The organism is Massilia niastensis DSM 21313 (assembly GCF_000382345.1).
Lineage (GTDB): Bacteria > Pseudomonadota > Gammaproteobacteria > Burkholderiales > Burkholderiaceae_D > Telluria > Telluria niastensis.
In genome coordinates, this window is sequence record NZ_KB908110.1 from 1 (window position 1) to 25,760 (window position 25,760).

The window sequence follows — 25,760 nt, forward strand, 5'->3', positions numbered from 1 at the left end:
ATCCGTTCCACGTGCTGAAGAACCTGTTCCGTCATCGGAAGACACGGTACCGCGGGCTGGCGAAGAACACTGCACAGCTGTTCACCTTGTTTGCCTTTGCCAATCTGGTGCTTGCCGGCCGTACCTTTGGGAGCGCTCGCGCCCGAACTCCGTCCTGAATGGGGAAACGCGTGCCGCGACACGCCGAAACCTGCTCGGCAGCGTCGAATAGACGCAAAAAATAGCTGATTTCGGCGCTCGTCTCTGCCGGCACCGGTTTGTCGCACCGGCGCGAAGGAAACCTTATTTATTCAGCGCTTCCCTAGCTACGGAACACATGCCGTCGCGGTACTCCGGACGACGCGGTCGAGCAAGTAAGCCGTTGTACTCTAGAAACAAGGGTCTCTTGAGTAGATATTATCGCCGGAACGGTTCGGAACACCAAGGTCAGTCATCGAATCCAGGGGCGTGCTGTTGCGTACACTTGAACGGATAGTGGACAGAATTAGTACAGCGGATGCAGGGGGGATTTCAGCGCCAGATCACGGCCGAGCGCGAGAAGCGCGCCCTGATCGCGGCGTCCGAAGGACGGCGCCAGGAACAGATCAACATCGCCAGCGGCGAGCGCGAAGCCGCGATCGCCCGTTCCGAAGGCGAGCGCCAGGCGGCCATCAACCGCGCCCAGGGCGAGGCCAACGCGATCGTGGCGCTGGCCGAAGCGAGCGCCTCGGCGCTGCGCCAGGTGGGCGCGGCGATCCGCGAGCCGGGCGGCATGGACGCGGTCAGCCTGCGCGTGGCCGAGCATTATGTCGACGCCTTCTCGAAGCTGGCCAAGACCAACAACTCGCTGATCGTCCCGGCCAACATGGGCGACATGAGCAGCGTGATCGCCAGCGCCCTGCAGATCGTGAAGGCGCAGCGATGAGGCGCGTGGTCGCCATCACCGGGGCTTCGGACGGCATCGGCGGCGAGACGGCGCGCCAGCTCGCCGCGAACGAGGGCGCAGGCCTGGTGCGGCGGCCCTGTCCTTATGCGTGTCTGGACGTCGAATGGAGCCGGTATCCGGCCGGGCTGGACATGTACAGGTAGAAGAACAGCCCCGCAAAGGCCAGGTTGATGGCGACGTTGAACCAGGCGGTATCCGGCACCGAGTCGCCCATCAGCTGGCGGTAGAGCGCGATCACGAAACCGAGCGTAAAGGTGACCAGGTTGCCGATCAGGACGTAGTGGATCTCAACGATATCGGGGGCGCTGCTGGCGGCCCAGTTCATGACGGCGAAACCGGTGACTGCCGCGCCAAACAGCATGGCCATGTAACGGCCGACGTGGTTCAGGCTTTCGGCGCCGCCGTATGCGGCCAGCAATGCGTCCGGCGTGAACATCAGCATGACACCGAATACCAGTCCGACGAACGCCGCGCATCTGAAGATCAGGCGATGAGTCATCATTCCCTCCGGAATTATCGAGAATTGCCAGCGCACCGCAGATCTTGGGCGCGGCGCGGCGCGGCCGGGATGGCTTCGCAATAATCAGCTTAGGCCGGAAATCCCAAGGTGCAAGGGTCGATTCATCGCCGGGAAGAACAGACATCGGGCGCATGGCCGAAGAGCCCGGGGCTCTCCGGTTCCATGGGCTGCGTGGACGGATCCGTCCACGCGAACGAGGATACCTAGAAGTCGACCGACCCCGACACCACGATGCTGCGCGGAGCGCCCAGCACCAGGTAGCCGGCGCCCGGATAGCCGCCCGCCGAGGCCCAGTAGTTCCGGTCGGTGACGTTGTCGATGCGCGCGCGCAGCGTCACGTCGCGGTCCATGATGCGCGTGGTGTAGTTGGCGCCGATGTCCAGGCGCGTCCACGACGGCAGCTTCTGGGTGTTGGCCGCATCGGCATACTGGCCCGAGGTGTACAGGGTGCGCGCGTTCAGCGACAGGCCCTGCACGCCCGGCACGTCCCATTCGGCGCCCAGGTTCAACTGGGTGTCGGGGACGCCGATCGCATCCTTGCCCTCGTTGAGGCCACCGGCGGTGCGGCGCTGCTCGGCGTCGAGCAGGGTCAGGCCGCCCAGCAGGCGCAGGCCGCGCGCCGGGGTGCCGAACACCGACAGCTCCAGGCCGCGGTTGCGCTGCTCGCCGAACACGCCGAAGCGGCGGTTCTGCACGAAGGCGGTCGGCTGCGAGGTGGTGAACAGGGCGGCCGTCATGCCCAGCTTGCCGCTGTCGAACTTCACGCCGATCTCGCGCTGGCGCGAGACGAAGGGCGCGAACACTTCGCCCACGTTGACGATGTCGACGCCCGACGCGACCGGGCCGCGCTGCAGCGCTTCGCTGTAGTTCGCATAGACCGAGACGTTCTTCAGCGGCTTGTAGACGATGCCCGCCAGCGGGGTGTTCTCGCTTTCCTCGTAGGCCGAGTTCCCGGCGCCGGTGGTGTAGTCGTAGCCGAAGTCCTTGATCTTCTGGTGGCGCACGCCGACCGTGAGCAGCAGCCTGTCGTCGGCGAACGACAGGGTGTCGGCGATCGCATAGCTCGACAGGATGGTCTTGCTGGTCAGGAGGGGGTTGCGCATGTCGCCGCCGGTGAAGAAGCTGGCCGGCGGGGCCGCCACGTCGACCGGGCGGTAGACGTTGGCCGCGAAGCCGGCGAAGTTGCTCATCGCGTAGGCGTTCTTCGACTCCGAGTGGAAGCTCGAGGCGGTCGCGCTGAGGGTGTGCTTGACCGCGCCGGTGCGCAGTTCGCCGCGCACGCCGACTTCGCCGGTGCGCACCTTGTCTTCGCGGGCGTTGTCGAAGCGCGTCATGATGCCGCTGCCGTCGGCGGCAAGCACGGTCGGCGCCGACAGGATGTTGAATTCGTCGCCCTTGCGCGCGCCGAGCGCCGCCCAGGCCACCGCGCCGCCCGCCAGGTCGATCTCGCCGCGCAGGGTGCCGAAGGTGTCGCGCTCCTCGGACACGGTCCAGGGCTGGGCGAAGTTGCTGTCGCTGTCGGGCGCGGCGATCATCGGCACGCCCGCGCCCAGGGTCACGCTGGGACGCGCCGCGCTCAGTTGGTGGTCCTGGTGGCCGAGGTCGGCCGACAGGCGGTAGCCGCGGCCGCGGTAATCCAGCCCGACCGAGTACACGCTCAGTTCGCGGCCTTCGCGGTCCACGGCGGTGTCGCCGTCGCGGCGCACCGCGTTGACGCGGATGCCGCCGCGGCCTTCCTCGCCGAAGCGGCGGCCGACGTCGGCCGCCAGGTAGCCCTGGCCGCCGGTCTCGACGCCCACCGTCACCTGGTTCAGCGGCGCGTTCGGGGCGCGCTTGGGCAGCAGGTTGATGGCGCCGCCGATGCCGCCGCCGCCGGGCGCGGCGCCGTTCACGAAGCTGTTGGCGCCGCGCAGCACTTCGACCCGCTCCAGCAGCTCGGAAGCCACGAACTGGCGCGGCAGCAGCCCATACAGGCCGTTGTACGCGAGGTCGTCCGAGTTCACGGCAAAGCCGCGGATCACGTACAGCTCCTGGTAGTTGCCGAACCCGCGCGCCACGCGCACCGAGGGATCGTTCTGCACCACGTCGGCCACGCTGCGCGCCTGCTGGTCCTGGATCAGGGCATGCGTGTAGTTGGTGGCGTTGAACGGGGTGTCCATGATGTCGACGTTGCCGAGCAGGCCGAGACGGCCGCCGCGCGCGACCTGGCCGCCGGCATAGGCGGACGGCAGGCCTTGCGCCGAGGCGTCGGCGGAGGCGCTGATGACCACGGTCGCGATCGGCTCGACCGCGCCTTCCTGGGCCAGGGCGGTGGTCGAGACGAGGAGGGCGGCGGCGATGGCCAGCGGAGTACGGGGGTAGTGTTGCGTTTTCATGCTTGTTGCTCTTCTTCTGAACGAGAATGATTGTCATTCTAGTCGCTAGGCTTGCTTCTGTAAATGAGAACGATTATTATTCAATAAATTTACTCTACCCACTACCCATGTCGCCCGTTTCCCTGCGCCGCTGGAGCTGGATCCACAAGTGGAGCAGCCTGGTCTGCACCGTCTTCATGCTGCTGCTGTGCCTGACCGGCCTGCCGCTGATCTACCACCATGAAATCGGGCACCTGCTCGGCACCGAGGTCGAGCCGCCGGTCCTCGCGACCGAAATGCCACGCGGTAATATCGACCAGGTCATCGCATCGGCGAAGGCGCTGTATCCGACCAAGAATCCGATGTACATCTCGCAGGAGATGGACGTGCCCGAGATCTGGAACGTCACCCTGGGCGACCACCCGAACGACGAGAACTACAAGCCGATCGCGGTCGACGCGCGCACCGCCAGGGTCATCGCGGAACCGGCCTTCGAGGGCGGCGTCTTCATGTCGACCATGCTGCGGCTGCATGTGGACATGTTCGCCGGCCTGCCCGGCAAGCTGTTCCTCGGCCTCATGGGCCTGCTGCTGATCGTCGCCATCGTCAGCGGCGCGGTGCTGTATTCGCCCTTCATGCGCAAGCTCGATTTCGGCACCGTGCGCCATGAGCGCAGCGCGCGCCTGAAGTGGCTCGACATCCACAACGTGCTGGGCATCGTCACCCTGGTCTGGGCGCTGGTCGTCGGCGCCACCGGCATGATCAACACCTGGGCCGACGTGCTGCTCAAGTACTGGCAGATGACCGAGATCGCCGAGATGCTCAAGCCCTACGAGGGCAGTGCGCCGCCGACCCGGATGGCGTCGATGCACGAGGCGATCCTGCGCGCCGAGGCGGCCGAGCCGGGCATGAAGGTCGGCTTCGTGGCCTTCCCCGGCACGCCCTTCACCAGCGCCCACCACTACGGCATCTTCATGCGCGGCGACGAGGCGTTCAGCTCGCGCCTATACAAGCCGGTGCTGATCGACGCCGAAACCGGCCAGATCACCGACAGCCGCGACCTGCCGTGGTACCTGACCGCGCTGCTGGTGTCGCAGCCGCTGCACTTCGGCGACTATGGCGGCCAGTGGATGAAATTCCTGTGGGCGATGCTCGACCTCGCGACCATCGTCATCCTGGTCACCGGCCTGTACCTGTGGGTCAAGCGCGGCAGGAAGGCCAGGGCAAGAGCCGGCGACCACGCCGCCGAATCCCACGACATCCCCGCGCTGGCGCGCAAGCAGGAGGCTTCATGACCCGTACCACCATGCAGATCTGGGGCGCGCCGCTGCTGCTGGCCGTCCTCACCACCATCGGCCTGATTTCCGCCCTGCTGGGCGACGGCATCTGGGACGCCGTGTCCGCCGTCACCCTCGGCATTCCGGTGCTTGTCGGCGGCTGGTACGGCCTGCGCCGCCAGCCGCCCCGCTGAGCCGTTCCGCGCCGCGCCGTTCGAGGCGGCGGCAGTCTCCCGCAAGCGTGTTTGGCCGACCGCCCCGCGCCCTGTATACTCGGGGCCGCGGGGCATGTTCGTTGCGTCCGCGTATCGACCACCTCCATCGAAAGAACGACATGTACGCAGCAGTGGACCTCGGATCGAACAGTTTTCGCCTGCACATCGGCGAGCCGGCCGGCGGGCGCATGCACATCGTGCGCACCGCGCGCGACCCGATCCGCCTGGCCGCCGGCCTGGACGAGGACAATGTGCTGAGCGAGGCGTCGATGCGCACCGCCATCCGCTGCCTCGAAGACTTCCGCAAGATCCTCGACGAATACCCGCTCGACGCCGTGCGCGTGGTCGCCACCAACACCATGCGCGTGGCGCGCAACGCCGGCGTGCTGCTGCCGCTGGCCGAGAAGGCGATCGGCTATCCGATCGAGATCATCTCGGGCGAGGAAGAGGGGCGCCTGATCTACATGGGCGTCTCGCGCGCCATCGACCGTCCCGGCGAACGCCGCCTGGTGGTCGACATCGGCGGCGGCTCGACCGAGGTGATCGCCGGCGTCGGTCCCGAGATCAACCTGGTCGAATCCTTCGGCATCGGCACCCATCCGCAGAACGCGGCCTATTTCGCCGACGGCCGCATCCTGCCGCACCGCTTCGACGCCGCCGTCACCGCCGCGCGCGCCCGCTTCGAGGACGCCGCCGCGCTGTACAAGGAGCAGGGCTGGGACGCGGCCTATGGCTCGTCCGGCACGATGCGCGCGATCAATGAAGTCATCACGCGCAACATGATCGGCGACGGCGCCGTGTCGCAGGCCAGCCTGTATGCGCTGCGCGACATCTTGCTCGAACTGGGGCACGTGGACGCGTTCAGCCTGCCGGGCGTGAAGCGCGAGCGGGTGCCGGTGATGGTGGGCGGCCTGACGGTCCTGATCGGCGTGATGCAGGAGCTGGGCATTCCGCGCCTTGCCACCATCAATGCCGGGCTGCGCCTGGGGGTGCTGTCCGACCTCGAGCTGCGCGCCAGCCAGCGCGACCGCCGCGACTTCGCGATCCGCGCCTTCATCCAGCGCTTCGGCGCCGACGCCAGGCGCGCGATGCGCACCTGCGCCATCGCTTCCAGCCTGTACGAAAAGCTGCAGCCGCAGGGCGACAATCACCACCATTACCTGGCCTGGAGCAGCATGCTGCACGAGGTCGGGCTGGCGGTGTCGATGAGCGGCGCCCACAAGCATGGGGCCTACCTCGTCGAGCATGCCGACCTGGCGGGCTTCACCACCCGCGAGCAGCGGCTGATGAGCACCCTGGTGCTGGGACAGAAGGGCAACCTGCGCAAGATCCGCGAGGAGCTGGGCGACATGGACCTGGCCAAGGCGGTGCTGGCGCTGCGCCTGGCCGTGGTGTTCATGCATGCGCGCGCCGATGACGACCTGGCGGGGATCAGGCTGCGCATCAAGGGACGGGTCGATATCGAACTGCCGGGCGACCTGCTGGCCCGCCATCCGACCCTGGCGCCGTGGTTCGAGAAGGAAGAGGGGTTCTGGAACGAGATCGGCTTGCCGTTCCAGGTGCGCTAGGGCGCCTAGGGATCAAGCAGGGTGGACGGCAAAGCCGTCCACCCTACCGCAGCTTCCCGATCAAATCCGGCCCCACCACCAGGCGGACGTAAGGCATCCCGTCGCTCTCCTTGTGCTCGATCCAGAACACCCCCGCCTTGCGGATGCGCCAGTCCTGCTTGCGGCCGCAAAGCACCGACGACGCCACCTCTCCCAGCAAGGGCTGGTGCCCGACCACCAGCACCGGGCGGCGCTGGCCCGGCCAGCCGCAGGCCTGGATGATGGCTTCGGCGTTCGAGCCGGTGCCCAGTTCCTCGCGCAGCTCGTAGCGGCGCCCGAGCGCCTGCACCGTCTGGACGCAGCGTTTCGCCGGGCTGGTCAGGATCCGGCAGTCGCGCGGCAAGGTGCGGTCGAGCCACGCGCCCATGCGGGCGGCGTGGCGCTTTCCCTTGGACGTCAGCGCGCGCTCGATGTCGGGCTCGCCCGGTTCCGCCTCAGCGTGGCGCCACAGGATCAGTTCCATGCGTGTTCTCCTTGGACGGGGCGCTCGCGGCGCCCAGCATGTCCATCAGTATTTGTTGGGCGCTGACCACGTTCTGGCCGTTGCGCGGCTTTCTGCGCCGGTACTGGCCGTCGCTGGCGAGTTCCCAGGCGTTGACGTTGTCCTTCAGGTAGGGATGCAGGCCTTCGCGCATCACGCGGCGCTTGAGCGCCGGGGACCTGATCGGGAACGCCACCTCGATCCGGCGGAACAGGTTGCGGTTCATCCAGTCGGCGCTGCTCAGGTAGATGTCGTGCTTCAGGTTGTTGCGGAAGTAGAACACCCGGGTGTGCTCGAGGAAGCGGCCGACGATCGAGCGCACCTTGATGTTCTCCGACATGTTCGGCACGCCCGGACGCAGCGAGCAGGCGCCGCGCACGATCAGGTCGATCTTCACGCCTGCCTGGGACGCCTCGTACAGCGCCTTGATGACCGATTCGTCGGTCAGGGAATTCATCTTCCCGATGATGCGTCCCGGCTTGCCCTGGCGCGCCAGGTCGGCCTCGGCGCGGATCGCGCGCACCAGTTCCTTGTGCAGCGAGAACGGCGCCAGCCACATGCTGGTCAGCTGCTTCGGGCGGGTCATGCTGGTGAGGTGGATGAACACTTCGTTGACGTCGGCCGTCAGGTCGGGGTCGGCGGTGAGCAGGCCGAAGTCGGTGTAGTGCTTGGCCGTGGTCGGGTTGTAGTTGCCGGTGCCGAGGTGGGCGTAGCGGCGCAGGCCGTTCTGCTCGCGGCGCAGCACCAGCGCCATCTTGGCGTGGGTCTTCAGGCCGACCACGCCGTACACGACCTGGGCCCCGGCCTGCTCCAGCTTCTCGGCCCAGTTGATGTTGGCCTCTTCGTCGAAGCGCGCCATCAGCTCGACGATCACCGTCACTTCCTTGCCGCGCCGCGCGGCGCCGATCAGGGCGTCGACCAGCTCCGAGTTCGACCCGGCGCGGTAGATGGTCTGCTTGATCGCGGCCACGGCCGGATCGAGCGAGGCGCACTGGATGAAGTCGATCACCGGCTGGAAGGATTCGAACGGGTGGTGCAGCAGCACGTCCTGGCGGCGCAGGGTGCCGAAGATGTCGGGACCGGCGAGCTTGGGCGGGAAGCCCGGCGCGAAGGGAGGAAACTTGAGTTCGGGCTGGTTGTTGCTGTTGACGACTTCGAGCAGGCGCCCCAGGTTGACCGGGCCGTCGACCGCGAACAGGCGGCTGCGGTCGATGTTGAACTGGTCGAGCAGGAAGTCGGACAGGTGCTGCGGACAGGCGTGGGCGACTTCGAGGCGCACCGCGAAGCCGTAGTTGCGGCTGTGTAGTTCGCTCTGCAGCGCCTGGCGCAGGTTCTTGACCTCTTCCTCGTCCACCCACAGGTCGCTGTTGCGGGTGACGCGGAACTGGGAGTAGGACACCACTTCGCGTCCGGTGAACAGGTCGGACATGTGGGCCTGGATGACGGAGGACAGCAGGCAGTAGGACGCGCCTTTCTTGTCCGAGAGTTCGTCCGGCAGGCGGATCACGCGCGGCAGCACGCGCGGCGCCTTCATGATCGCGATGCCGGTGCCGCGCCCGAAGGCGTCCTTGCCGGCCAGTTCGATGATGAAGTTCAGGCTCTTGTTGATCACGCGCGGGAAGGGGTGGGCCGGGTCGAGGCCGATCGGGGTGAGCAGCGGGCGCACCTCGCGGTCGAAGAACTGCTTGACCCAGGCGCGCTGCGCCGCGTTGCGGTCGCTGCGGCGCAGCAGGTGGATGCCGTGCTCCGACAGCTTGGGCGAGATCTCGTCGTTGAACAGCCGGTACTGGCGCGCGATCAGGTGCCGGCACTCGGCGCTCGCCCGTTCGAGGGTGGCGGCCAGGCCGTCAGGGATGCTGCCATGGGCGCTGTCCATCTGGTGCTGGGCCAGCAGGCTGGCCACGCGCACCTCGAAGAATTCGTCGAGGTTGCTGCACACGATGCTCAGGAAGCGCAGGCGCTCGAGCAGGGGCAGCGACGGGTCTTCGGCCTGCGCCAGCACGCGGCGGTTGAATTCGAGCAGCGACAGTTCCCGATTCAGGTAGGCGCCTCCATCCGTGGGGGCTTTCAGCTCGGCCTCGTTGGCTTTTTTCATATCCATGGGTCTGCATCGTAGTGGTCGCGCAGCCAGTCTAATAGGTGAAAATGACAACATCGTGACATGAGTGTAACGCCGAGTGCCTTAACGTTTAAGCATCGTTAAAGGAAGCCGGCGTATAAGGATCTCATCCATTCACCACACGAGGGCCAGGCCGTGAAAAACTTCATCCGCGCGAACAAGGGTTTCTTGATGTTCATGTTCCTGTTCGGCGTCTTCCGCACCGCGGTGGCCGACTGGAATCCGATCCCCTCGGCCTCGATGCGGCCCAACCTGCTGGAGGGCGACGTGGTGTTCGTCAACCGGCTGGCCTTCGACCTCAAGATACCATTGACCGATGTGGTCGTGGCGCGCCTGGGCGAGCCGGGCCGCGGCGACGTCGTGACCTTCAGCTCGCCGACCGACGGAACACGCCTGATCAAGCGCATCCTGGCGGTGCCGGGCGACGTGATCGAGATGCGCGACGACCGCCTGGTCGTGAACGGCGCCGAGGCCCGCTACGAGGTCGCCGAGATCACCCGGGAAGCGGTGCGCGGCCGCCAGATGGACGCGATCCGGATGGACGAGACCGTCGCCGGCACGCGCCAGCGTATCCAGGTGCTGCCGCAGAAGGCGGCGCTGCGCAGCTTCGGTCCGGTGCGCATTCCGGCCGACCAGTTCCTGATGCTGGGCGATAACCGCGACGACAGTGGCGACTCGCGCTTCATCGGCCTGGTGCCGCGCGAAAAACTGATCGGCCGCGCCGAGCGCATCCTGGTGTCGGCCGACTACCAGGGCAACTGGATGCCGCGCCCGGACCGCTTCGGCAAGTCGCTGCGCGCCCTGGCCGCCAACAATCCGTGAGATTGTGCGCTGTGAAATAAAGTAAAATCGCGTCCCCCGGATGCCTGCGTGTCGCAGTGTCGGTCTTGTTTGGAAAGCACTGCATATGCAAAAACTGTTAACCGTGATGCTCGCCTGCCTCGGCATGATCGGGGCCCTGGCGATCGATACCTACCTCCCGTCGATGCCGGCCATCGGGGTCGAGTTCGGCGTCGGGTCGGTGGCGGTGCAGCAGACCCTGAGCCTGTTCCTGTTCTGCTTTGCCTTCATGATGCTGTTCTACGGGACGCTGTCCGACTCCTTCGGACGCCGTCCCGTGATCCTGGTCGCGCTGGCGGTGTACACGCTGGCCTCGGTGGGCGCGGCCTACGCGCCGACCTTCGGCTGGCTGCTGGCCTGCCGCGCGCTGCAGGGCCTGTCGGCCGGCGCGGGCTCGGTGATCGGGCAGGCGATCGTGCAGGACCGCTTCGCCGGCGCCCAGGCGCAGAAGATGATGTCGCACATCATGATGGTGTTCGGCCTGGCGCCGGCCATCGCGCCGGTGCTGGGCGGCTGGCTGCACGTCACCTTCGGCTGGCGTTCGACCTTCGTGTTCCTGGCGCTGTTCGGCGCGGCGATGATCGTGCTGTGCCTGCGCCTGCTGCCGGAAAGCCTGCCGCGCGAGAAGCGCCAGGTCTTCCACCCGGTGACGATCGGCCGCAACTACCTGATGGTGCTGCGCCATCCGCAGTTCGTGCTGCTGTCGCTGGCGGTGGGCATGGCCTTCGGCGGCCTCTCGCTGTACATCGGTTCGGCCGCCAACTTCGTCATGGAGATCCTCGGCCTGCCGGAAACCGCCTTCGCCTGGATGTTCATCCCCCTGATCGGCGGCATGGTGATCGGCTCGGCCTGGGGCGGCAAGCGCGCCTCGAAGCTTCCGCCTGCGCGCATGATGTGGATCGGCTATGCCGTGATGGCGCTGGCCGCCGTCCTGAACGTGGGCTACAACGCGCTGTTCCCGGCCGCCGTGCCGTGGGCGGTGGCGCCGCTGTTCGTCTACACCTTCGGCCTGGCGGTCGCCATGCCGGCGATCCAGCTCCGCGCCATGGGCCTGTTCCCGGACAACCGCGGCCTGGCCTCGTCGATGGTCGGCTTCATCCAGATGATGTCCTTCGCCCTGGTGTCGGGCCTGGTCGCGCCGCTGCTGTTCGGCAGCGCCCTGAAGCTGGCGATCGGCGTGGCGGCGGGACTGGCGCTGAGCTTCGCCTGCTGGCGCCTCAGTATCCGCAGCGCCGCGGCGGTGCGGTCGCAGGCGGCCTGACCATGCTGGCCAGCGGGCTGATGGAAGAAGCGCGCGTGCTGCCGATGGACGAAGCGATGAACGGCGTCGATGCCGATGCCAGGACCATTCTGCTGGACGTGATCCGGCGCGAGCCGGGACGCAGGCTGTTCCCGTTCTCGACCCACGATGCGGCACTGGTCGCGGCCAGCGGCGCCCGGGTGCTCGACCTGTCGGCGCCGGCGGCGCATCGCGCGCCGGCGCCGCTCGCGGTGTGATCAGCGGCGGTGCTGCTTCATCGCGGCCGCGACTTCGCGCTTGGCGTCGCGGTCCTTCTCGGTGGAGCGCTTGTCGTGCTGCTTCTTGCCCTTGGCCAGGCCGATCTCGCATTTCACACGGCCCTTCTTGAAGTGCAGGTTGAGCGGGACGAGGGTGTAGCCGGAGCGCTCCACCTTGCCGACCAGCTTGTCGATCTCGGCGCGGTGCAGCAGCAGCTTGCGGGTGCGCAGGGCTTCGGGGTGACTGAAGGTCGAGGTCGTGGTCAGTGCGCTCACATGCGCGCCAAACAGGTACAGTTCGCCATTGCGGACAAGCACATAGGCTTCCTTGATCTGCACCCGGCCGTCGCGGATGGCCTTGACTTCCCAACCTTCCAGCACCAGCCCGGCTTCGTAGCGGTCCTCGATGAAGTAGTCGAAAAATGCTTTTTTATTGTCAGCGATACTCATGAAATAGCGAAAATTCGCGTGTCGGTTAAACTACTGCTTATCGCGCCGCTCGAGGCGCCACATGCAACTTGACCAACATCATAACAAACGGTTGACCAATGGCAGTAGTACACAAATCAGTTTTCCTCGGTTACAGCGCCGAGCAGATGTTCGACCTCGTGGCCAAGGTCGAAGATTATCCGAAGTTCCTGCCCTGGTGTGGGGGAGTGAAAGTGCTCGAACGCACGGATGACAAACTGGTGGCCAGCCTGCAAATTAATTTCCACGGCGTGAAGCAGAGCTTCACCACCTCCAACCATAACATGCGGCCGACCCAGATGAAGATGCACCTGGTCGACGGTCCGTTCAAGATGCTGGAGGGCACCTGGACCTTCAAGCCGCTGCGCGCCGACGCCTGCAAGATCGACTTCGATTTGCACTACGAGTTCTCCAGCATCATCCTGGAACAGATCATCGGCCCGGTGTTCGGCATGATCGCCAACAGCATGGTCGACTCCTTCTGCAAGCGCGCCGAGGCGATCTATGACTGAGCTGGTCCAGGTCTATGTCTGCTATGCCTTGCCGGAGCGCGAATGGCTGCGGCCGATGCAGGTCGCGGCGGGCACCACCATCGGCGAGGCCATCGAGCAGAGCGGGGTGCTGGAAGCCTTCCCGGACATCAACCTGACCACCCAGCCGGTGGGCATCTACGCCAAGAAAAAAGACCTCGACACGGTGCTGCGCGAGCGCGACCGCATCGAGATCTACCGTCCGCTGGTGGCCGATCCCAAGGATTCGCGCCGCAAGCGCGCCGCCAAGAAGGAAGCGGCCGGCGCCGCGCCGCGCGCCAGCACCTAGCGGCAGGCCTGCAGCGCGCGCTGCGCCTCGAGGGCGCGCGCGGCCTTTTCCTCTTCCGACACATAGCCGCGCTCGCCCCTGGCATCGACGCGCGCGATGCGCATTCCGGAGCCCAGGCTCGCGTGGGCTTCGCGCGCCGCTGCGCAGCCCTGGGCCAGGTCGCGCTTGCGCTGCGTCTCTTCGGCTTCCTTGCGCTCCTGTTCCGCACGCTGCTTGACCCGCTCGCGGTAGGCGGTCTCCTGTTCGGCCACGCCGGCCGGGCGCCTGGGTTCGGCCGGCGTACCGGCGGCGGGGGCGCCAGCCGCCGGCGCTTCGCCCTGCGCGGCCGGCAGCAGCGGCGGCACCTGGCGTCCGGGCGACTTCAGGATCTTGTGCGCCGGCGTGCCGGGCGGAGGCGGGCGGTCGGAATATTGCCGGCTGCCGCCGGCGTCGATCCAGACGTACTGGGCGTGGGCCAGGGTGGTGGCGCACAGCAGGGCGGTCGCGCCGAGAAGGCGAAGAAGAGGGAGCGGGTGCATGAATTATTTCCTGAGTGAACTACCCGATTTCGCCATGGCCGCAGGCGGATGTCAATTCTAAAACTTACTCAGCCGCAAAAAATTCAGGCTGGCTGGCGACGAAATTTTAGAGTTTCTGTATAATTCACTTTTGCGCCTATAGGAAATACTATGCGTCTCCTCCAAAAAGCACTCACCTTCGATGACGTGCTGCTCGTCCCGGCCTACTCCAACGTTCTCCCGGCCCAAACCTCCCTGCGCACCAAGCTGACCCGGAATATCACGCTGAACATTCCGCTGCTGTCCGCTGCAATGGATACCGTCACCGAATCGCGCCTGGCGATCGCGATGGCGCAGGAGGGCGGCATCGGCATCATCCACAAGAACCTGCGTCCGGCCGACCAGGCCCGCGAGGTGGCGCGTGTGAAGCGTTTCGAAGCCGGCGTGCTGCGCGACCCGATCACGGTCCCGCCGACGATGAAGATCCGCGAAGTGCTGGCTCTGTCGCAACAGCACGGCATCAGCGGTTTCCCGGTGGTGGAGGGCAAGCAGGTGGTGGGCATCATCACCAACCGCGACCTGCGTTTCGAAGAGGACCTGGAAGCGGAGGCGCGCGCCAAGATGACGCCGCGCGAGAAGCTGGTGACCGTGACGGAGGAAGCGGACACGGCTGAAGCCAAGCGCCTGATGAACAAGCACCGCCTGGAGCGCGTGCTGGTCGTCAACGACGATTTCGAGCTGCGCGGCCTGATCACCGTGAAGGACATCCAGAAGTCGCACGAGCACCCGCTGGCATCGAAGGATTCGCAGGGCAAGCTGCTGGTCGGCGCGGCCACCGGCGTCGGCGAGCGCGACGAGGAACGCATCGAACTGCTGGTCGCGGCCGGCGTGGACGTGCTGGTGGTCGACACCGCCCACGGCCACTCGCAGGGCATCCTGGACCGCGTGAAATGGATCAAGGAACGCTACCCGCACGTTGACGTCATCGGCGGCAACATCGCCACCGCCGCGGCAGCGCGCGCGCTGGTCGAAGCCGGCGCCGACGCGGTCAAGGTCGGCATCGGCCCGGGCTCGATCTGCACCACCCGTATCGTCGCCGGCGTGGGCGTGCCGCAGATCACCGCGATCTCGAACGTGTCCGAAGCGCTCGAAGGCACCGGCGTGCCGTGCATCGCCGACGGCGGCATCCGCTTCTCGGGCGACATCTCGAAGGCGCTGGCTGCGGGCGCGCACACCGTCATGATGGGCAGCATGTTCGCCGGCACCGAGGAAGCGCCGGGCGAAGTGATCCTGTACCAGGGCCGCAGCTACAAGTCCTACCGCGGCATGGGCAGCCTGGGCGCGATGGCCGACGGTTCGGCCGACCGCTACTTCCAGGAAGCCTCGGCCAAGGCCGACAAGTTCGTACCGGAAGGCATCGAAGGCCGCGTCGCCTACAAGGGCAGCGTGCTGGCGATCATCTTCCAGATGATCGGCGGCGTGCGCCAGTCGATGGGCTACTGCGGCTGCGCCACCATCGACGAGCTGCGCTCGAAGGCCGAGTTCGTCGAGATCACCTCGGCGGGCATGCGCGAATCGCACGTGCACGATGTGCAGATCACCAAGGAAGCTCCGAACTACCGTTCCGAGTAACCGGACCAAGGCGGCGCGGTTGCGCCGCTTTTTTCGTATTGGCAGGGTGGGCAGCCGCGCTGCCCACGCGTGACATTGGCGCTGTGTTGACCGCGCGTCGCGCCCCCGCCCCGAATTCATTTCACATTACCGCACTCCATGCATTCTAAAATCCTCATTCTCGACTTCGGTTCCCAGGTTACCCAGCTGATCGCGCGCCGCGTGCGCGACGCCGGCGTGTTCTCCGAAGTCTTCCCGTACGACGTCAGCGACGAGTTCGTTCGCAACTATGGCGCGTCGGGCATCATCCTGTCGGGCAGCCACAACTCGACGCTCGAGGGCGATTCGCCGCGCGCGCCGCAGGCTGCGTTCGAAGCCGGCGTGCCGGTGCTGGGCATCTGCTACGGCATGCAGACCATGGCGGCCCAGCTGGGCGGCAAGGTCGAGAACGGCAAGGTGCGCGAGTTCGGCTACGCCGAAGTGCGCGCCCGCGGCCATACGGCCCTGCTGAACGGCATCAACGACTTCGTCACCGACGAAGGCCACGGCATGCTGAAGGTCTGGATGAGCCACGGCGACAAGGTGCTGGACATGCCGGAAGGCTTCAAGCTGATGGGTTCGACGGAAAGCTGCCCGATCGCGGCCATGGCCGACGAAGAGCGCCGCTTCTACGCCCTGCAGTTCCACCCGGAAGTGACCCACACCACGCAGGGCGAAGCCATCATCGGCCGTTTCGTGCACGAGATCTGCGGCTGCAAGTCGGACTGGAACATGCCCGACTACATCGGCGAAGCCGTCGCCAAGATCCGCGAGCAGGTCGGCACCGATGAAGTGATCCTGGGCCTGTCGGGCGGCGTCGATTCGAGCGTGGCCGCCGCGCTGATCCACCGCGCCATCGGCGACCAGCTGACCTGCGTGTTCGTCGACCACGGCCTGCTGCGCAAGGACGAGGGCAAGATGGTCATGGACATGTTCGCGAAGAACCTGGGCGTGAAAGTGCTGCGCATCGATGCCGAGGATCAGTTCATGGGTCATTTGGCCGGCGTGAGCGATCCTGAGCAGAAGCGCAAGATCATCGGCCGCGAGTTCGTCGAAGTGTTCCAGGAACAGGCCAAGCAGCTGACCAGCGCCAGGTGGCTGGCGCAGGGCACCATCTATCCGGACGTGATCGAATCGGCCGGCAAGGGCAAGAAGGGCCAGACCATCAAGAGCCACCACAACGTGGGCGGCCTGCCGGAAACCCTGAACCTGAAGCTGCTCGAGCCGCTGCGCGAGCTGTTCAAGGATGAAGTGCGCAAGCTGGGCATCGCGCTGGGGCTGCCGCATGACATGGTCTACCGTCACCCGTTCCCGGGTCCGGGCCTGGGCGTGCGTATCCTGGGCGAGGTGAAGAAGGAATTCGCCGACCTGCTGCGCGAGGCGGATGCGATCTTCATCGAAGAACTGCGCAAGACGCCGTTCGAGGTACCGCACGTGCCGGGCATCGATGCGGGCAAGGCGCCGGTGAATTGGTATGAAGCGACCAGCCAGGCGTTTGCCGTGTTCCTGCCGGTGAAGTCGGTGGGGGTGATGGGCGATGGGCGGACTTATGAGTACGTGGTGGCGCTGCGTGCGGTGCAGACCCTGGACTTCATGACGGCGCAGTGGGCGCATCTGCCGCATAGCCTGCTGGGCAAGGTGTCGAACCGGATCATTAATGAGGTGCGGGGGATTAACCGGGTGGTGTATGACATTTCGGGTAAGCCGCCGGCGACGATCGAGTGGGAGTAATATTTCCTTAAGGAAATCTTATTTTGATTAAGCCTACTTGAGCTAAACCGTGAACTGAACCGAGAAATTTGAGCGAATTTTTCAGGTTCAGTTCACTCGGCGCATTATATTTTATGTGTGAGTGTAGTCTGGCCCCTCGAGAAATCTCTCATTAAAGTTCCAGCGCTACCTTCGCCGTCGATATTAGGAAAAAATTCTCGAATGGGGGATTTTCTTATGTCACAAACACTTCGTTTTTCAATGTCCAGTCTTGCAAACGTCCTCCGCTGATCCATGCAACATGTGCCAGGACTAAACTGCCTCGGCTCGTGAGAGGCAGGTTAGTGTGAGTCGGGCTGCGGTGCTGATCTTGAATAGCGCAGCAAGCAGTGCGGTCCTGACCGCGACCGCCAGCTCGCTGGCGAGCGCGTCGAGCAGCGCGCCCACCGCCTGCGGCTCGGTGGCGGGTGCCTGGGCCGCGGCGCGGCGCTCGACCGGCGCCTGGGCGGCCAGGCGCGCCTGTTTATCCGCCAGGTCGTCGGCACGCTCAGCCGGCGGATGGAAGGTGCATTGTGTTCTTATAGTTGGCATTTTTTTCTCCTCATCCGAGTTCGTTCCTTCAAGGCAGCGCGCCGGAAACGCCATTACGATGACGGCGCAGATACAGCGCTCCTATCGGATAAACTGAAACAGTGCCGTATGATCCGTGCTATCACTCAGGCGTACCGTCAGTTGCCTGCAGGTGTTTGACCATCCTTTTTCGGTCTTCCAGACATAGTTGTACCGGTCCGACGCCGGGTCATAGCTCAGAGTGCTGGCGCCCGGGTTGACTGTCTGCTCAATGACATCTGTCGGCAATGAGGTGCTGCAAGACACCGTTTGGGACGCCGGATATCCTGAAGCGAAGATATTCAATCCTTGATTGCCGCCAAGGCTGAATTTCACCGGTATCGCGCTGCCCGCCTTGACCACGTTGACCATCGGCGGATTATCGACCGGCTGGAAAAATCCGGCAAAGTTGAAAGCAGCCGGCCCGAGATTGGCACCCAGAACCTCATGGCTATTCGTTGTCATCGCCAGCTGATTGGCGCCGATCACCGTGACGCCGTACGGCGCGGCGATCGTCCCCGGCAGGGGGCCGAGGGTGGTGGAAGAGTTTCCTGCCGCTCCCACTACGGTGCTCACTACGGCGCTTGAGGTGATCTTGCGGATGGTGCTGTTGGTATTGTCGGCAACGTACAAAGTGCCCGACGTGTCAGCAACAATGCCGGTCGGATGGCAGAACTGGGCAGCAGCACCGGTGCCGTCATTGCTTCCACAGGCGCCGCCACCGGCGACAAGGCTCACGCTGGCGGCCGGGGTGATCTTGCGTATGGTGTTGTCATGGTATCCGGTCACATACAAATTGCCTGCCGTATCGTTCGTGATGCCATAGGGATCGCAAAGCACGCCGCAGCTTCCCGTTCCGGCAAAGGTGCTGACCGTTCCTGCTGGTAGCGTGATCTTGCGGACAGTGTGGTTGCCGGTATCGGCGACATACAAACTTCCCGCCGTGAAAATGATGCCGACCGGGTCACAGAACCGTGCGGCTGCGCCGGCACCATCAATATTGGCGCAGGCGGGCGTGGGCGCGCCGGCGATGGTGCTGACGACCCCACCCGGCGTGATCATCCGCACCGTGTTGTTGAGGTACTCGGAGACATACAGGTTGCCTGCCGGGTCGGCGGTAATGCCCACTGGCGTATTGAACTGGGCGGAGGTGCCCGTGGCGTCGAAATAGCCGGCTGTCCCTGCGGTTCCCGCAAAGGTGCTGACCACTCCGGCCGGAGTAATCTTGCGGATGGCATGATTGTAAAAATCCGCCACATACAGGTTTCCGTCGAAACTGTTCCTGGTAACCCCAAAGGGCGAATTGAACTGGGCTGCTGCCCCGGTCCCATCGTTGGTACCCTGCGTACCGCCGGCTATGCGGTACAGGGTATTGGGCGTCGACTGAATTTGCGCCTGTGTTGCATCCATGCCGGCGCATAAAGCCACCATGGCTAGGCCAGCGCCGAGACGTCGATGAAGGCGCTGTAAAAGTGATGGGGACATCAATTTCTCCTTCGGGTCAAATGAAAACAGCGATCGGGATAATAAGTATGCTGAGGAACTTCAGGATTAACGCCCGCCATCGCTTCAACTCGTGAACAAGCCGCGATGTTCTCCCATGTGCTTTTCCCTGCGAGTTGGTTGGCCACAAAACCTACCCTAGTTGTCGTATCGGAAGAAACAGTGCCGCATTGATCATCAGCTTCGCCACCGCATCCCCCAGGAGCATGGTGGCAAGCAATGCTGCATGGAGTCGACTGAAGGTCATGATGGCCTCCTGATTTCTTGCGCTGGAGTAGTGAACACTATTCCCCGGCAACGCAAAGAGCATCACCCAAATGGGAGAAAAAAATTGCGAAATGGCATTGTAGATAAATCAAACCGGGCACATCTAGAAAGCACACTACCGGTAACATGACCCGTTCTGAACGTGCGAAGTGCTCCTCGAAAATCTTGAGTTAAATTCAGATGGAGAGTTGCCGCAGGAGTCGCTGCCATGAAGCTCTTGATGTTGTCCGATGCTGAGCGCTGGACGCTGCGGGATATGGGGATTTTCATCTTCATCCCCGGGCTCGCATGCATGCCCAAGGTATCTTGCGATTGAGCCAGGGACTGAAGGAAGTGGAGGCCGGAGCAACAGCAAGCGCTGGGCGAGTTGGCGCACTCAGAAGGCGGCACCGTTGCCGCACTGCTGCGCCATCTGAAGGAACGTCATGATCGAGCATCGATCAACGAAGGCATTGCTGCATGCTATCTCAAGGAAATGACATTCAGCTATAAACGCTACCGCTACAGTTGTTGTCAGTACTAACCGCTCTCTTCACCTGCTGAATATCACGATATATCCGTTTCCGAGCCACAGCGGGCAGTCCGAAAAGCAGGAATACGATACATAGTCCCATGTTTTCCAGCATTACCGTTCGCTTTTCACCGCCGGAAGTTGAACTGCTACACCCCCGCGCTAGCGGTAATCTTCGGCCGCCAGTCCGTACTTCTGCATCTTGTGGTACATGGTCTGCTTGGGCAAGGCGAGTGCCGCGCAGGCGGCGCTGACGTTGCCGCGCGCGTTGCGCAGTTCCTGTTCGATCAGGCCGCGTTCGAACGCGCTGACCTGGTCCGCCAGCGATCCCGGTGCACTGTCGACGCTGTCGGCGGCGGCGGGAACGCCGGGGAGGGCGCCGCTCAGGCCCAGCACGTAGCGGTCGGCCGCGTTGCGCAGCTCGCGCACATTGCCCGGCCAGTCGTGCCGCATCAGCGCCTGCATGTGCGCGGCGGACACGGGCGGGGCGGTGCGCCGATAGCGGCTGGCAGCATCCAGCATGAAGTGCTCGAACAGCAGCGGAATATCCTCGCGCCGCGCGCGTAGCGGCGGAATCTCCAGCGCGATCAGATTCAGGCGGTAGTACAGGTCGTTGCGAAACAGGCCCTTGTCCGACAGCTCCTTCAAGTCCGCCTTGGACGCGGCGATCACCCGCACGTCCACCGGCAGCGGCTGGCATGAGCCCAGGCGCTCGATATAGCGCTCCTGCAGCACGCGCAGCAGCTTGACCTGCATTGCCAGCGGCAGGCTCTCGATCTCGTCCAGGAACAGCGTGCCTTGCGAGGCGTGCTCGATCTTGCCCACCTGGCGCTTGGCCGCGCCCGTGAACGCGCCCGGTTCATGGCCAAATAATTCGCTCTCGAATATCGTCTCCGGTATCGCGCCGCAGTTGACGGCCACGTAATGGTGGCCGGCCCGTTCGCTGAACTCGTGCAGGCAGCGCGCCACCAGTTCCTTGCCAGTGCCGGTCTCGCCATGGATCAGCACATCGGCGGGCTGGCTCGCCACCTCCAGTATCAGGCGACGCAGCTCACGCATGGCGGGCGCATTGCCGAGCAGGGCGGCGTCGATGCCCTGGGTGTGCGCCAGGCGCTGGCGCAGTTCGTGCACTTCCAGCTGCAAGCGGCGTTTATCGGCCGCTCGCCGCACCACGTCGGCCAGTTGCTCGGACGAGTAAGGCTTTTCGATGAAGTCATAGGCGCCGTCGTGCATCGCCTGCACCGCCATCGAGATGTCGCCGTGGCCAGTGACCAGGATTACCGGCAGCGCGGGGTCGATGGCGCGGGCGGCGACCAGCAGTTCCAGCCCGCTCATGCCAGGCAGCCGCACGTCCGTCACCAGCACGGCGCGGCAATGCGCGTGCAGCAGGTCGCGTGCCGGTTCGGCGCTGTCAAAGCCACGCACGGTGAAACCAGCCAGGTCCAGCGCCTGGACGCTGCCTTCGCGCACGGCCGGGTCGTCTTCGACCAGCAAGACTTCTATCTCATCCATCATGTTTCCACCGATGCCGCCTTGAGTTCGATGACGAAGCAAGCGCCGGCACTGGCTCGCTCCGCCCGCAGGCTGCCGCCGAAGTCGCGGATGATTTGTTCCGAAATGGCGAGGCCCAGCCCGAGGCCTTCGCCTTGCGGTTTGGTGGTGAAGAACGGTTCGAACAAGCGGTCACGCACTTCGTCCGACAAGCCGGGGCCGCTGTCGCAGACGTAGATCAGCACCGACTCCGGCGTCTCCGTCACGCTCACGGAGAGTGCACGGCGCGCGCCCCGCTCCAGCATGCCCAGAGCGTCGAGCGCATTGCTCATCAGGTTCAGCAGGACTTGTTCCAGCCGGTTGCTGTCGCATAGCGCGTAGATGTCGGCCTGGCGGATGTCGAGCGTGAACGCTACCTTGTCCAGTTCCATGCGGCGCTCCACCAGTACCAGCGCATTCGAGATCGCGGTATGGATGGAAACGGGCGCCAGCTCGGCGCTGGACTTGCGTGCGAAGCTTTTCAGCTTGCCCGTGATGCCGCCCATGCGCGCCACGATCTGCGAGATCTTCTTCAGGTTGTCCTTCGCTTCATCCAGGCGGCCGCGCTCGAACAGCAGCAAGGCGTTGTCGGACATGGTACGCAGCGCCGTCAGCGGCTGGTTCAGTTCATGCGTGATGCTGGCCGACATCTGGCCCAGCACGGCCATTTTGCCGGCCTGGTACAGCTCGTTCTGCGTGCGATGCAGTTGCTGCTCTGCCTGGCGCCGCACGTCGACCTCCTCGCTCAGGCTTTGCGTGGTGCGCGCCAGCCGGGAGGTGCGTTCGGCCACCATCAGTTCGAGATTATTGTAGGCTTCCTGCAGTTGCTCCTTGGCTTGCAGGCGCTGACGGATGCTGCGCTGGCGCTGGCGCACAAACAGGAAAAGCAGCACCAGGAAGCCATATGCCGTACAGGCGAACAGCGCCGCCGCGCGCGCGTTGGCGCGCGCCTGGCTCAGGTCCGACAGGTAGACGAAGGTCCAGTTGCGCGGCGCCAGCGAACGCGTTTGCGCCAGCAGGCGCGGCGCGCTGCCACCTTCGACGCCGGCCAGCCTGGGCGCGCCGATGGCGACCACGCGCGTACCGTCGGCGCGCGTCTGCTCGTCGCTGAAGCGCAGTGGCGGCAGCGGCAGGCGGTGGTACTGGCGCGTCCGTTCCAGGTGGGCGCGCACGCTGTCGGGCAGCGGGCGCAGCGTGTGGTATTTCCAGGCCGGTGCGGAGGACAGGAACAGCACGCCGTTGGCGTCGGCCAGCATCACCTTGTCCGCGCCTTGCACCCAGCCGCGTTCCTGCTCTTCGATGTTCACCTTCACCACGGCCACGCCCAGCATGCGGCCGTCGCGGTGAACGCCGCGCGCGTAGAAATACCCCGGCTCGCCGCTGGTGGTGCCGACGCCGTAGAAACCGTTCGGGCGGCCGCGCAGCGCGTCCTGCAAATAGGGACGGAAGCCGATGTTGTCGCCGACGAAGCTGTCCTTTTGCCGCCAGTTGCTCGCCGCCAGCGTGCGGCCTTGCAGATCGACGATATAGATGATGCGCGAACCGGCCTGCTTGCTCAGGCGCTCCAGATAGCTGTTCACTTCCTGCCGGCGCGCGCCGTCGCCCGGGTGTTCCAGCAGGGCCAGCACGTCCTTGTCCAGCTCCAGCATATGCGGCAGGAAGTCGTACTTGTCGAGCAGGTTTTCCAGGCTGGCCGCGTACACTTCGAGACGCTGCGCACCCGCCGCGCGCAGCCGGTCCATGCTGATTTGCTCGGTCCACCAGTAGGCGGCGTAGGCCAGCGCCACGCCCGCCGCCAGCGCCACGCACCAGGCCAGGCGCGCGAGCCGGCGCCGCCGCAGGCGCGGCGCGCGCGGCGGCGCGCCTGCGGCCTCGGTGGCCGGACTGGCAATGTGATCGGACGGGGCTGGCATCATGGCCACTATAGCAAATCCGGGGTGGCGGCTTGCCTAGAACCGGTGGCGAAAGCCGAGATTGAAGGCGGCGTTGCCGCTGCCGTCGTCGGTAGCGTTGCCGACCTTGAAGCTGGCGCCGTTATCGTTGCCGATATGGCCGTAGGCCGTGTACAGCTCGCTGCGGCGCGACAGCGCGTACAGATAGCCGACCGCGAACTGGCGCGCATCGCGCCGGGCGGCGGTGCTGTCGTCATGCGCGATGGCGGAGACGGCCACGCGGTGCGGACCGGCCGTGTAGCACAGGCCGAGCAAGGCGTCATGGCTGTCCGCGCCAGCCAGGCCGCGGGTGCGCACCCAGGCCGCGTGCGCGGTGACGGCGCCCAGCGTGTAGCGCAGCGCCAGCAGCGAGTTGCTGAGGTGGTCCGCCAGCAGCGGGTCCTCGCGGCGATGGTGGGCCAGCACCACGGCCAGCGCGCCGGGTGCGTAGCTCAGCGCGGCGCTGAACACGCGCTTGCGGCCGGCGTCGCCCGCCACTTCGCCCGCGCCGTACGCCATCTCGGCCGACCATCCCGCCAGCGTGGGCGTACCGTAGACCACGGCATTGTCCATGCGGCGGTTGCCCGCGATGATATTCATGGCCTGTCCGGCCAGGCCGTCCGCGAAGGGATCGGCCACGTCGCGCAGGGTCTTGTAGTAGGGCGACAGTTGGCGGCCCGCGCTCAGGCTGCCGAACGCGCCGCTCAGGCCCACGTACGACTGGCGGCCGAATGCGAGGCCGCCCTGGCTGGAAGCGCCGGTGTCGATGTTGATGCCGCTTTCCAGCACGAAGTTGGCGGACAGGCCGCCGCCCAGGTCTTCCGTGCCTTTGAAGCCCAGCCGTGAGCCGGAGGCCACGCCGCTGCTGATCGCCGTGCGGCTGCCGGCCGGGCCGCCGTGTTCCGCCGCCAGGCCGGCGTCCATCACGCCGTAGATCTTCACTTGGGTTTGCGCGTGCGCTGCGGCGCAGGCCAATGCCAGCGCGGCCGTTGCGGCGTATTTCATGGGGTCTCCCGAACGTGATCGGTTCATGCCGCGTGGATGTAGGCGTGTTCGTCGCGCGCGGGGGCGCCGTCTTCGAGCGCGCCTTCCCACTTCGCCACCACGGCGGTGGCCACGGCGTTGCCGACGGCGTTGGTGGCCGAGCGCCCCATGTCGAGGAACTGGTCGACCCCCATCAAGAGCAGCAGCCCGGCCTCGGGGATGTTGAATTGGGTGAGGGTAGCGGCGATCACCACCAGCGATGCGCGCGGCACGCCTGCCATGCCTTTGGAGGTCAGCATCAGCAGCAGCAGCATGCTGATCTGCGTGCCCAGCGTCAGGTCGATGCCGTAAGCCTGGGCGATGAACAGCACGGCGAAGGTGCAATACATCATCGAGCCGTCCAGGTTGAAGGAATATCCCATCGGCAGCACGAAGCTGGAGATGCGGCGCTGCACGCCGAACTTGTCGAGCGCCACCAGCAGCTTCGGATACGCCGCTTCCGAGCTGGCGGTGGAGAAGGCCAGCAGGAACGGTTCGCGGATCAAGCCGACCAGGCGGAACACGCGTGGCCCCAGCACCAGCAAGCCTGCGCCGATCAGCAGCACCCACAGGCAGAACAGGCCCAGATAGAAGCCGCCCATGAACTTGGCGAAAGTCGCCAGGATTCCCAGTCCGTTGGTGGTGACGACCGACGCCATGGCGGCGAACACCGCCAGCGGTGCCATGTGCATGATGGCGCCGGTAATACGCAGCATCACTTGCGCCAGCTCGTCCACCACGCCCACCAGGCGTTTGCCGGACTCGCCCAGCGCGCCGAGCGCGGAGCCGAAGAAGATGGAGAACACCAGTACCTGCAGGATTTCATTGTTGGCCATCGCCTCGATCGGCGACTTGGGCACGACGTGCGAGACAAAGTCCTTGAGCGTGAATGCCGCGGTTTTCAGGCCGGTGCTGGCGTCGGCGGCGGGCAGCGGCAAGCCGAGGTTGCTGCCGAGCTGAAGCAGGTTGGACAGGAACATTCCCAGCGCCAGCGATACCAGCGAAGCCAGCACGAACCAGGCGAACGCTTTGGCGCCGATGCGGCCGGCGGCCTTGCCGTCCGCCAGATTGGCGATGCCGATGGTCAGCGTGGAGAACACCAGCAGCGCGATGATCATCTTGATCAGGCGCAGGAAGATATCGGTCACCAGTGAGATGTGGGCTGAAATGTCGCTGGTGATTTTTTTGTCGGGGAAGACGGTGTGACAGGCATAGCCGACCGCGATACCGAGCAGCATCGCGATCAGGATATAGAGAGTCAGGGGGCGCTTTTTCTGCATTGCAGTCTCCGTTATTGTAGAAACCGCGGTAAGCCACCGCGGAGGTGGCTCATTAAGAGCAAGCGCTGTGCCTATCCGATTCGAATTGCTAAGTTGTTGTTTTAATGAGAAATTTGTGACGGTGAGG

At 65.2% G+C, this 25,760-nt stretch carries 23 protein-coding genes and 1 pseudogene; 12 read left to right on the plus strand and 12 right to left on the minus strand.

Going from position 1 to position 25,760, the window contains the following annotated elements:
* The coding region (locus tag H162_RS34165; protein ID WP_020655074.1) for a transposase at nucleotides 1-158 on the plus strand (158 nt) is incomplete at its 5' end.
* 353 nt (nucleotides 159-511) lie between these two features.
* Nucleotides 512-904, plus strand: a pseudogene (locus H162_RS31275) (SPFH domain-containing protein); the annotation flags it as partial.
* Nucleotides 905-1,007: 103 nt separating this feature from the next.
* Here the strand turns inward: H162_RS31275 and H162_RS0118995 are convergent.
* Nucleotides 1,008-1,427 carry a hypothetical protein gene (locus tag H162_RS0118995; RefSeq protein ID WP_020655076.1) on the minus strand — a complete coding sequence of 140 codons (420 nt, stop codon included), beginning with the start codon at nucleotides 1,425-1,427 and terminating at the stop codon, nucleotides 1,008-1,010.
* Between the two features lie 221 nt (nucleotides 1,428-1,648).
* The gene (locus tag H162_RS0119000) at nucleotides 1,649-3,820 is read right to left on the minus strand and encodes a TonB-dependent receptor (protein WP_020655077.1); all 2,172 of its coding nucleotides are present in this window, start codon (nucleotides 3,818-3,820) and stop codon (nucleotides 1,649-1,651) included.
* 107 nt (nucleotides 3,821-3,927) lie between these two features.
* Here H162_RS0119000 and H162_RS31280 point away from each other — a divergent pair, with 107 nt between their 5' ends.
* From H162_RS31280 to H162_RS0119015, 3 genes are all read left to right on the plus strand, one after another.
* Nucleotides 3,928-5,094 (plus strand): PepSY-associated TM helix domain-containing protein, encoded by a 1,167-nt coding sequence (locus tag H162_RS31280; RefSeq protein WP_020655078.1) that lies wholly within the window; start codon nucleotides 3,928-3,930, stop codon nucleotides 5,092-5,094.
* Nucleotides 5,091-5,270, plus strand: a complete 180-nt coding sequence (locus H162_RS0119010) for a hypothetical protein (protein ID WP_020655079.1) — start codon at nucleotides 5,091-5,093, stop codon at nucleotides 5,268-5,270. Before H162_RS31280 ends, H162_RS0119010 begins: the two co-directional genes overlap by 4 nt.
* Before the next feature lie 140 nt (nucleotides 5,271-5,410).
* Complete coding sequence (locus H162_RS0119015) at nucleotides 5,411-6,859, plus strand: Ppx/GppA phosphatase family protein (RefSeq protein WP_020655080.1); 1,449 nt, start codon at nucleotides 5,411-5,413, stop codon at nucleotides 6,857-6,859.
* A gap of 43 nt (nucleotides 6,860-6,902) precedes the next feature.
* On the opposite strand, the gene H162_RS0119020 is transcribed toward H162_RS0119015, so the two are convergent.
* Together H162_RS0119020 and ppk1 are read right to left on the minus strand one after the other, a co-directional pair.
* Nucleotides 6,903-7,361, minus strand: a complete 459-nt coding sequence (locus tag H162_RS0119020; protein ID WP_020655081.1) for a SixA phosphatase family protein — start codon at nucleotides 7,359-7,361, stop codon at nucleotides 6,903-6,905.
* Nucleotides 7,333-9,480, minus strand: coding sequence for a polyphosphate kinase 1 (gene ppk1 / locus H162_RS0119025; RefSeq protein WP_020655082.1), 2,148 nt, complete (start codon nucleotides 9,478-9,480; stop codon nucleotides 7,333-7,335). The genes H162_RS0119020 and ppk1 overlap by 29 nt, the downstream gene beginning before the upstream one ends.
* A gap of 153 nt (nucleotides 9,481-9,633) precedes the next feature.
* Here ppk1 and lepB point away from each other — a divergent pair, with 153 nt between their 5' ends.
* From lepB to H162_RS0119040, 3 genes are all read left to right on the plus strand, one after another.
* Entirely contained in the window at nucleotides 9,634-10,320 is a 687-nt protein-coding gene (lepB, locus tag H162_RS0119030) for a signal peptidase I (RefSeq protein ID WP_020655083.1), read from the plus strand.
* 85 nt (nucleotides 10,321-10,405) lie between these two features.
* Nucleotides 10,406-11,599, plus strand: coding sequence for a multidrug effflux MFS transporter (locus tag H162_RS0119035; RefSeq protein WP_026354833.1), 1,194 nt, complete (start codon nucleotides 10,406-10,408; stop codon nucleotides 11,597-11,599).
* A 2-nt stretch (nucleotides 11,600-11,601) separates the two neighbouring features.
* Entirely contained in the window at nucleotides 11,602-11,835 is a 234-nt protein-coding gene (locus tag H162_RS0119040; RefSeq protein WP_020655085.1) for an ATP-binding cassette domain-containing protein, read from the plus strand.
* Here H162_RS0119040 and smpB read toward each other — a convergent pair whose 3' ends face one another.
* Nucleotides 11,836-12,285: an SsrA-binding protein SmpB gene (smpB, locus tag H162_RS0119045; protein ID WP_020655086.1), complete on the minus strand. Its 450-nt coding sequence runs from the start codon at nucleotides 12,283-12,285 to the stop codon at nucleotides 11,836-11,838. It abuts the gene before it with no gap.
* Between the two features lie 98 nt (nucleotides 12,286-12,383).
* On the opposite strand from smpB, the gene H162_RS0119050 reads away from it, so the two are divergent.
* Together H162_RS0119050 and H162_RS31285 are read left to right on the plus strand one after the other, a co-directional pair.
* On the plus strand, nucleotides 12,384-12,815 hold the full coding sequence (locus tag H162_RS0119050; RefSeq protein WP_026354834.1) for a type II toxin-antitoxin system RatA family toxin: 432 nt from the start codon (nucleotides 12,384-12,386) through the stop codon (nucleotides 12,813-12,815).
* On the plus strand, nucleotides 12,808-13,122 hold the full coding sequence (locus H162_RS31285; RefSeq protein ID WP_020655088.1) for an RnfH family protein: 315 nt from the start codon (nucleotides 12,808-12,810) through the stop codon (nucleotides 13,120-13,122). Before H162_RS0119050 ends, H162_RS31285 begins: the two co-directional genes overlap by 8 nt.
* On the opposite strand, the gene H162_RS0119060 is transcribed toward H162_RS31285, so the two are convergent.
* A complete protein-coding gene (locus H162_RS0119060; RefSeq protein ID WP_020655089.1) occupies nucleotides 13,119-13,640 on the minus strand; it encodes a DUF4124 domain-containing protein in 522 nt (173 codons plus the stop codon). The two genes, H162_RS31285 and H162_RS0119060, sit on opposite strands and share 4 nt — an antisense overlap.
* A 150-nt stretch (nucleotides 13,641-13,790) precedes the next feature.
* Between H162_RS0119060 and guaB the strand changes: the two genes are divergently transcribed.
* Nucleotides 13,791-15,251 (plus strand): IMP dehydrogenase, encoded by a 1,461-nt coding sequence (gene guaB / locus H162_RS0119065; protein ID WP_020655090.1) that lies wholly within the window; start codon nucleotides 13,791-13,793, stop codon nucleotides 15,249-15,251.
* Nucleotides 15,252-15,389: 138 nt separating this feature from the next.
* Nucleotides 15,390-17,000: a glutamine-hydrolyzing GMP synthase gene (guaA, locus tag H162_RS0119070; protein WP_020655091.1), complete on the plus strand. Its 1,611-nt coding sequence runs from the start codon at nucleotides 15,390-15,392 to the stop codon at nucleotides 16,998-17,000.
* Between the two features lie 291 nt (nucleotides 17,001-17,291).
* On the opposite strand, the gene H162_RS0119075 is transcribed toward guaA, so the two are convergent.
* The 6 genes from H162_RS0119075 to H162_RS0119110 all read right to left on the minus strand — a co-directional run bounded on the left by H162_RS0119075 (nucleotide 17,292) and on the right by H162_RS0119110 (nucleotide 25,633).
* Complete coding sequence (locus tag H162_RS0119075) at nucleotides 17,292-17,570, minus strand: hypothetical protein (protein ID WP_020655092.1); 279 nt, start codon at nucleotides 17,568-17,570, stop codon at nucleotides 17,292-17,294.
* An 81-nt stretch (nucleotides 17,571-17,651) separates the two neighbouring features.
* Nucleotides 17,652-19,073 carry a PxKF domain-containing protein gene (locus tag H162_RS31290; RefSeq protein ID WP_084677064.1) on the minus strand — a complete coding sequence of 474 codons (1,422 nt, stop codon included), beginning with the start codon at nucleotides 19,071-19,073 and terminating at the stop codon, nucleotides 17,652-17,654.
* Between the two features lie 958 nt (nucleotides 19,074-20,031).
* Nucleotides 20,032-21,384: a sigma-54-dependent transcriptional regulator gene (locus tag H162_RS0119095; RefSeq protein WP_026354835.1), complete on the minus strand. Its 1,353-nt coding sequence runs from the start codon at nucleotides 21,382-21,384 to the stop codon at nucleotides 20,032-20,034.
* Nucleotides 21,381-23,315, minus strand: coding sequence for a sensor histidine kinase (locus H162_RS0119100; protein WP_020655096.1), 1,935 nt, complete (start codon nucleotides 23,313-23,315; stop codon nucleotides 21,381-21,383). The genes H162_RS0119095 and H162_RS0119100 overlap by 4 nt, the downstream gene beginning before the upstream one ends.
* Nucleotides 23,316-23,348: 33 nt before the next feature.
* Nucleotides 23,349-24,335: a porin gene (locus H162_RS0119105; RefSeq protein WP_020655097.1), complete on the minus strand. Its 987-nt coding sequence runs from the start codon at nucleotides 24,333-24,335 to the stop codon at nucleotides 23,349-23,351.
* A 23-nt stretch (nucleotides 24,336-24,358) separates the two neighbouring features.
* Entirely contained in the window at nucleotides 24,359-25,633 is a 1,275-nt protein-coding gene (locus H162_RS0119110; RefSeq protein WP_020655098.1) for a dicarboxylate/amino acid:cation symporter, read from the minus strand.
* Nucleotides 25,634-25,760: the final 127 nt, after the last annotated feature.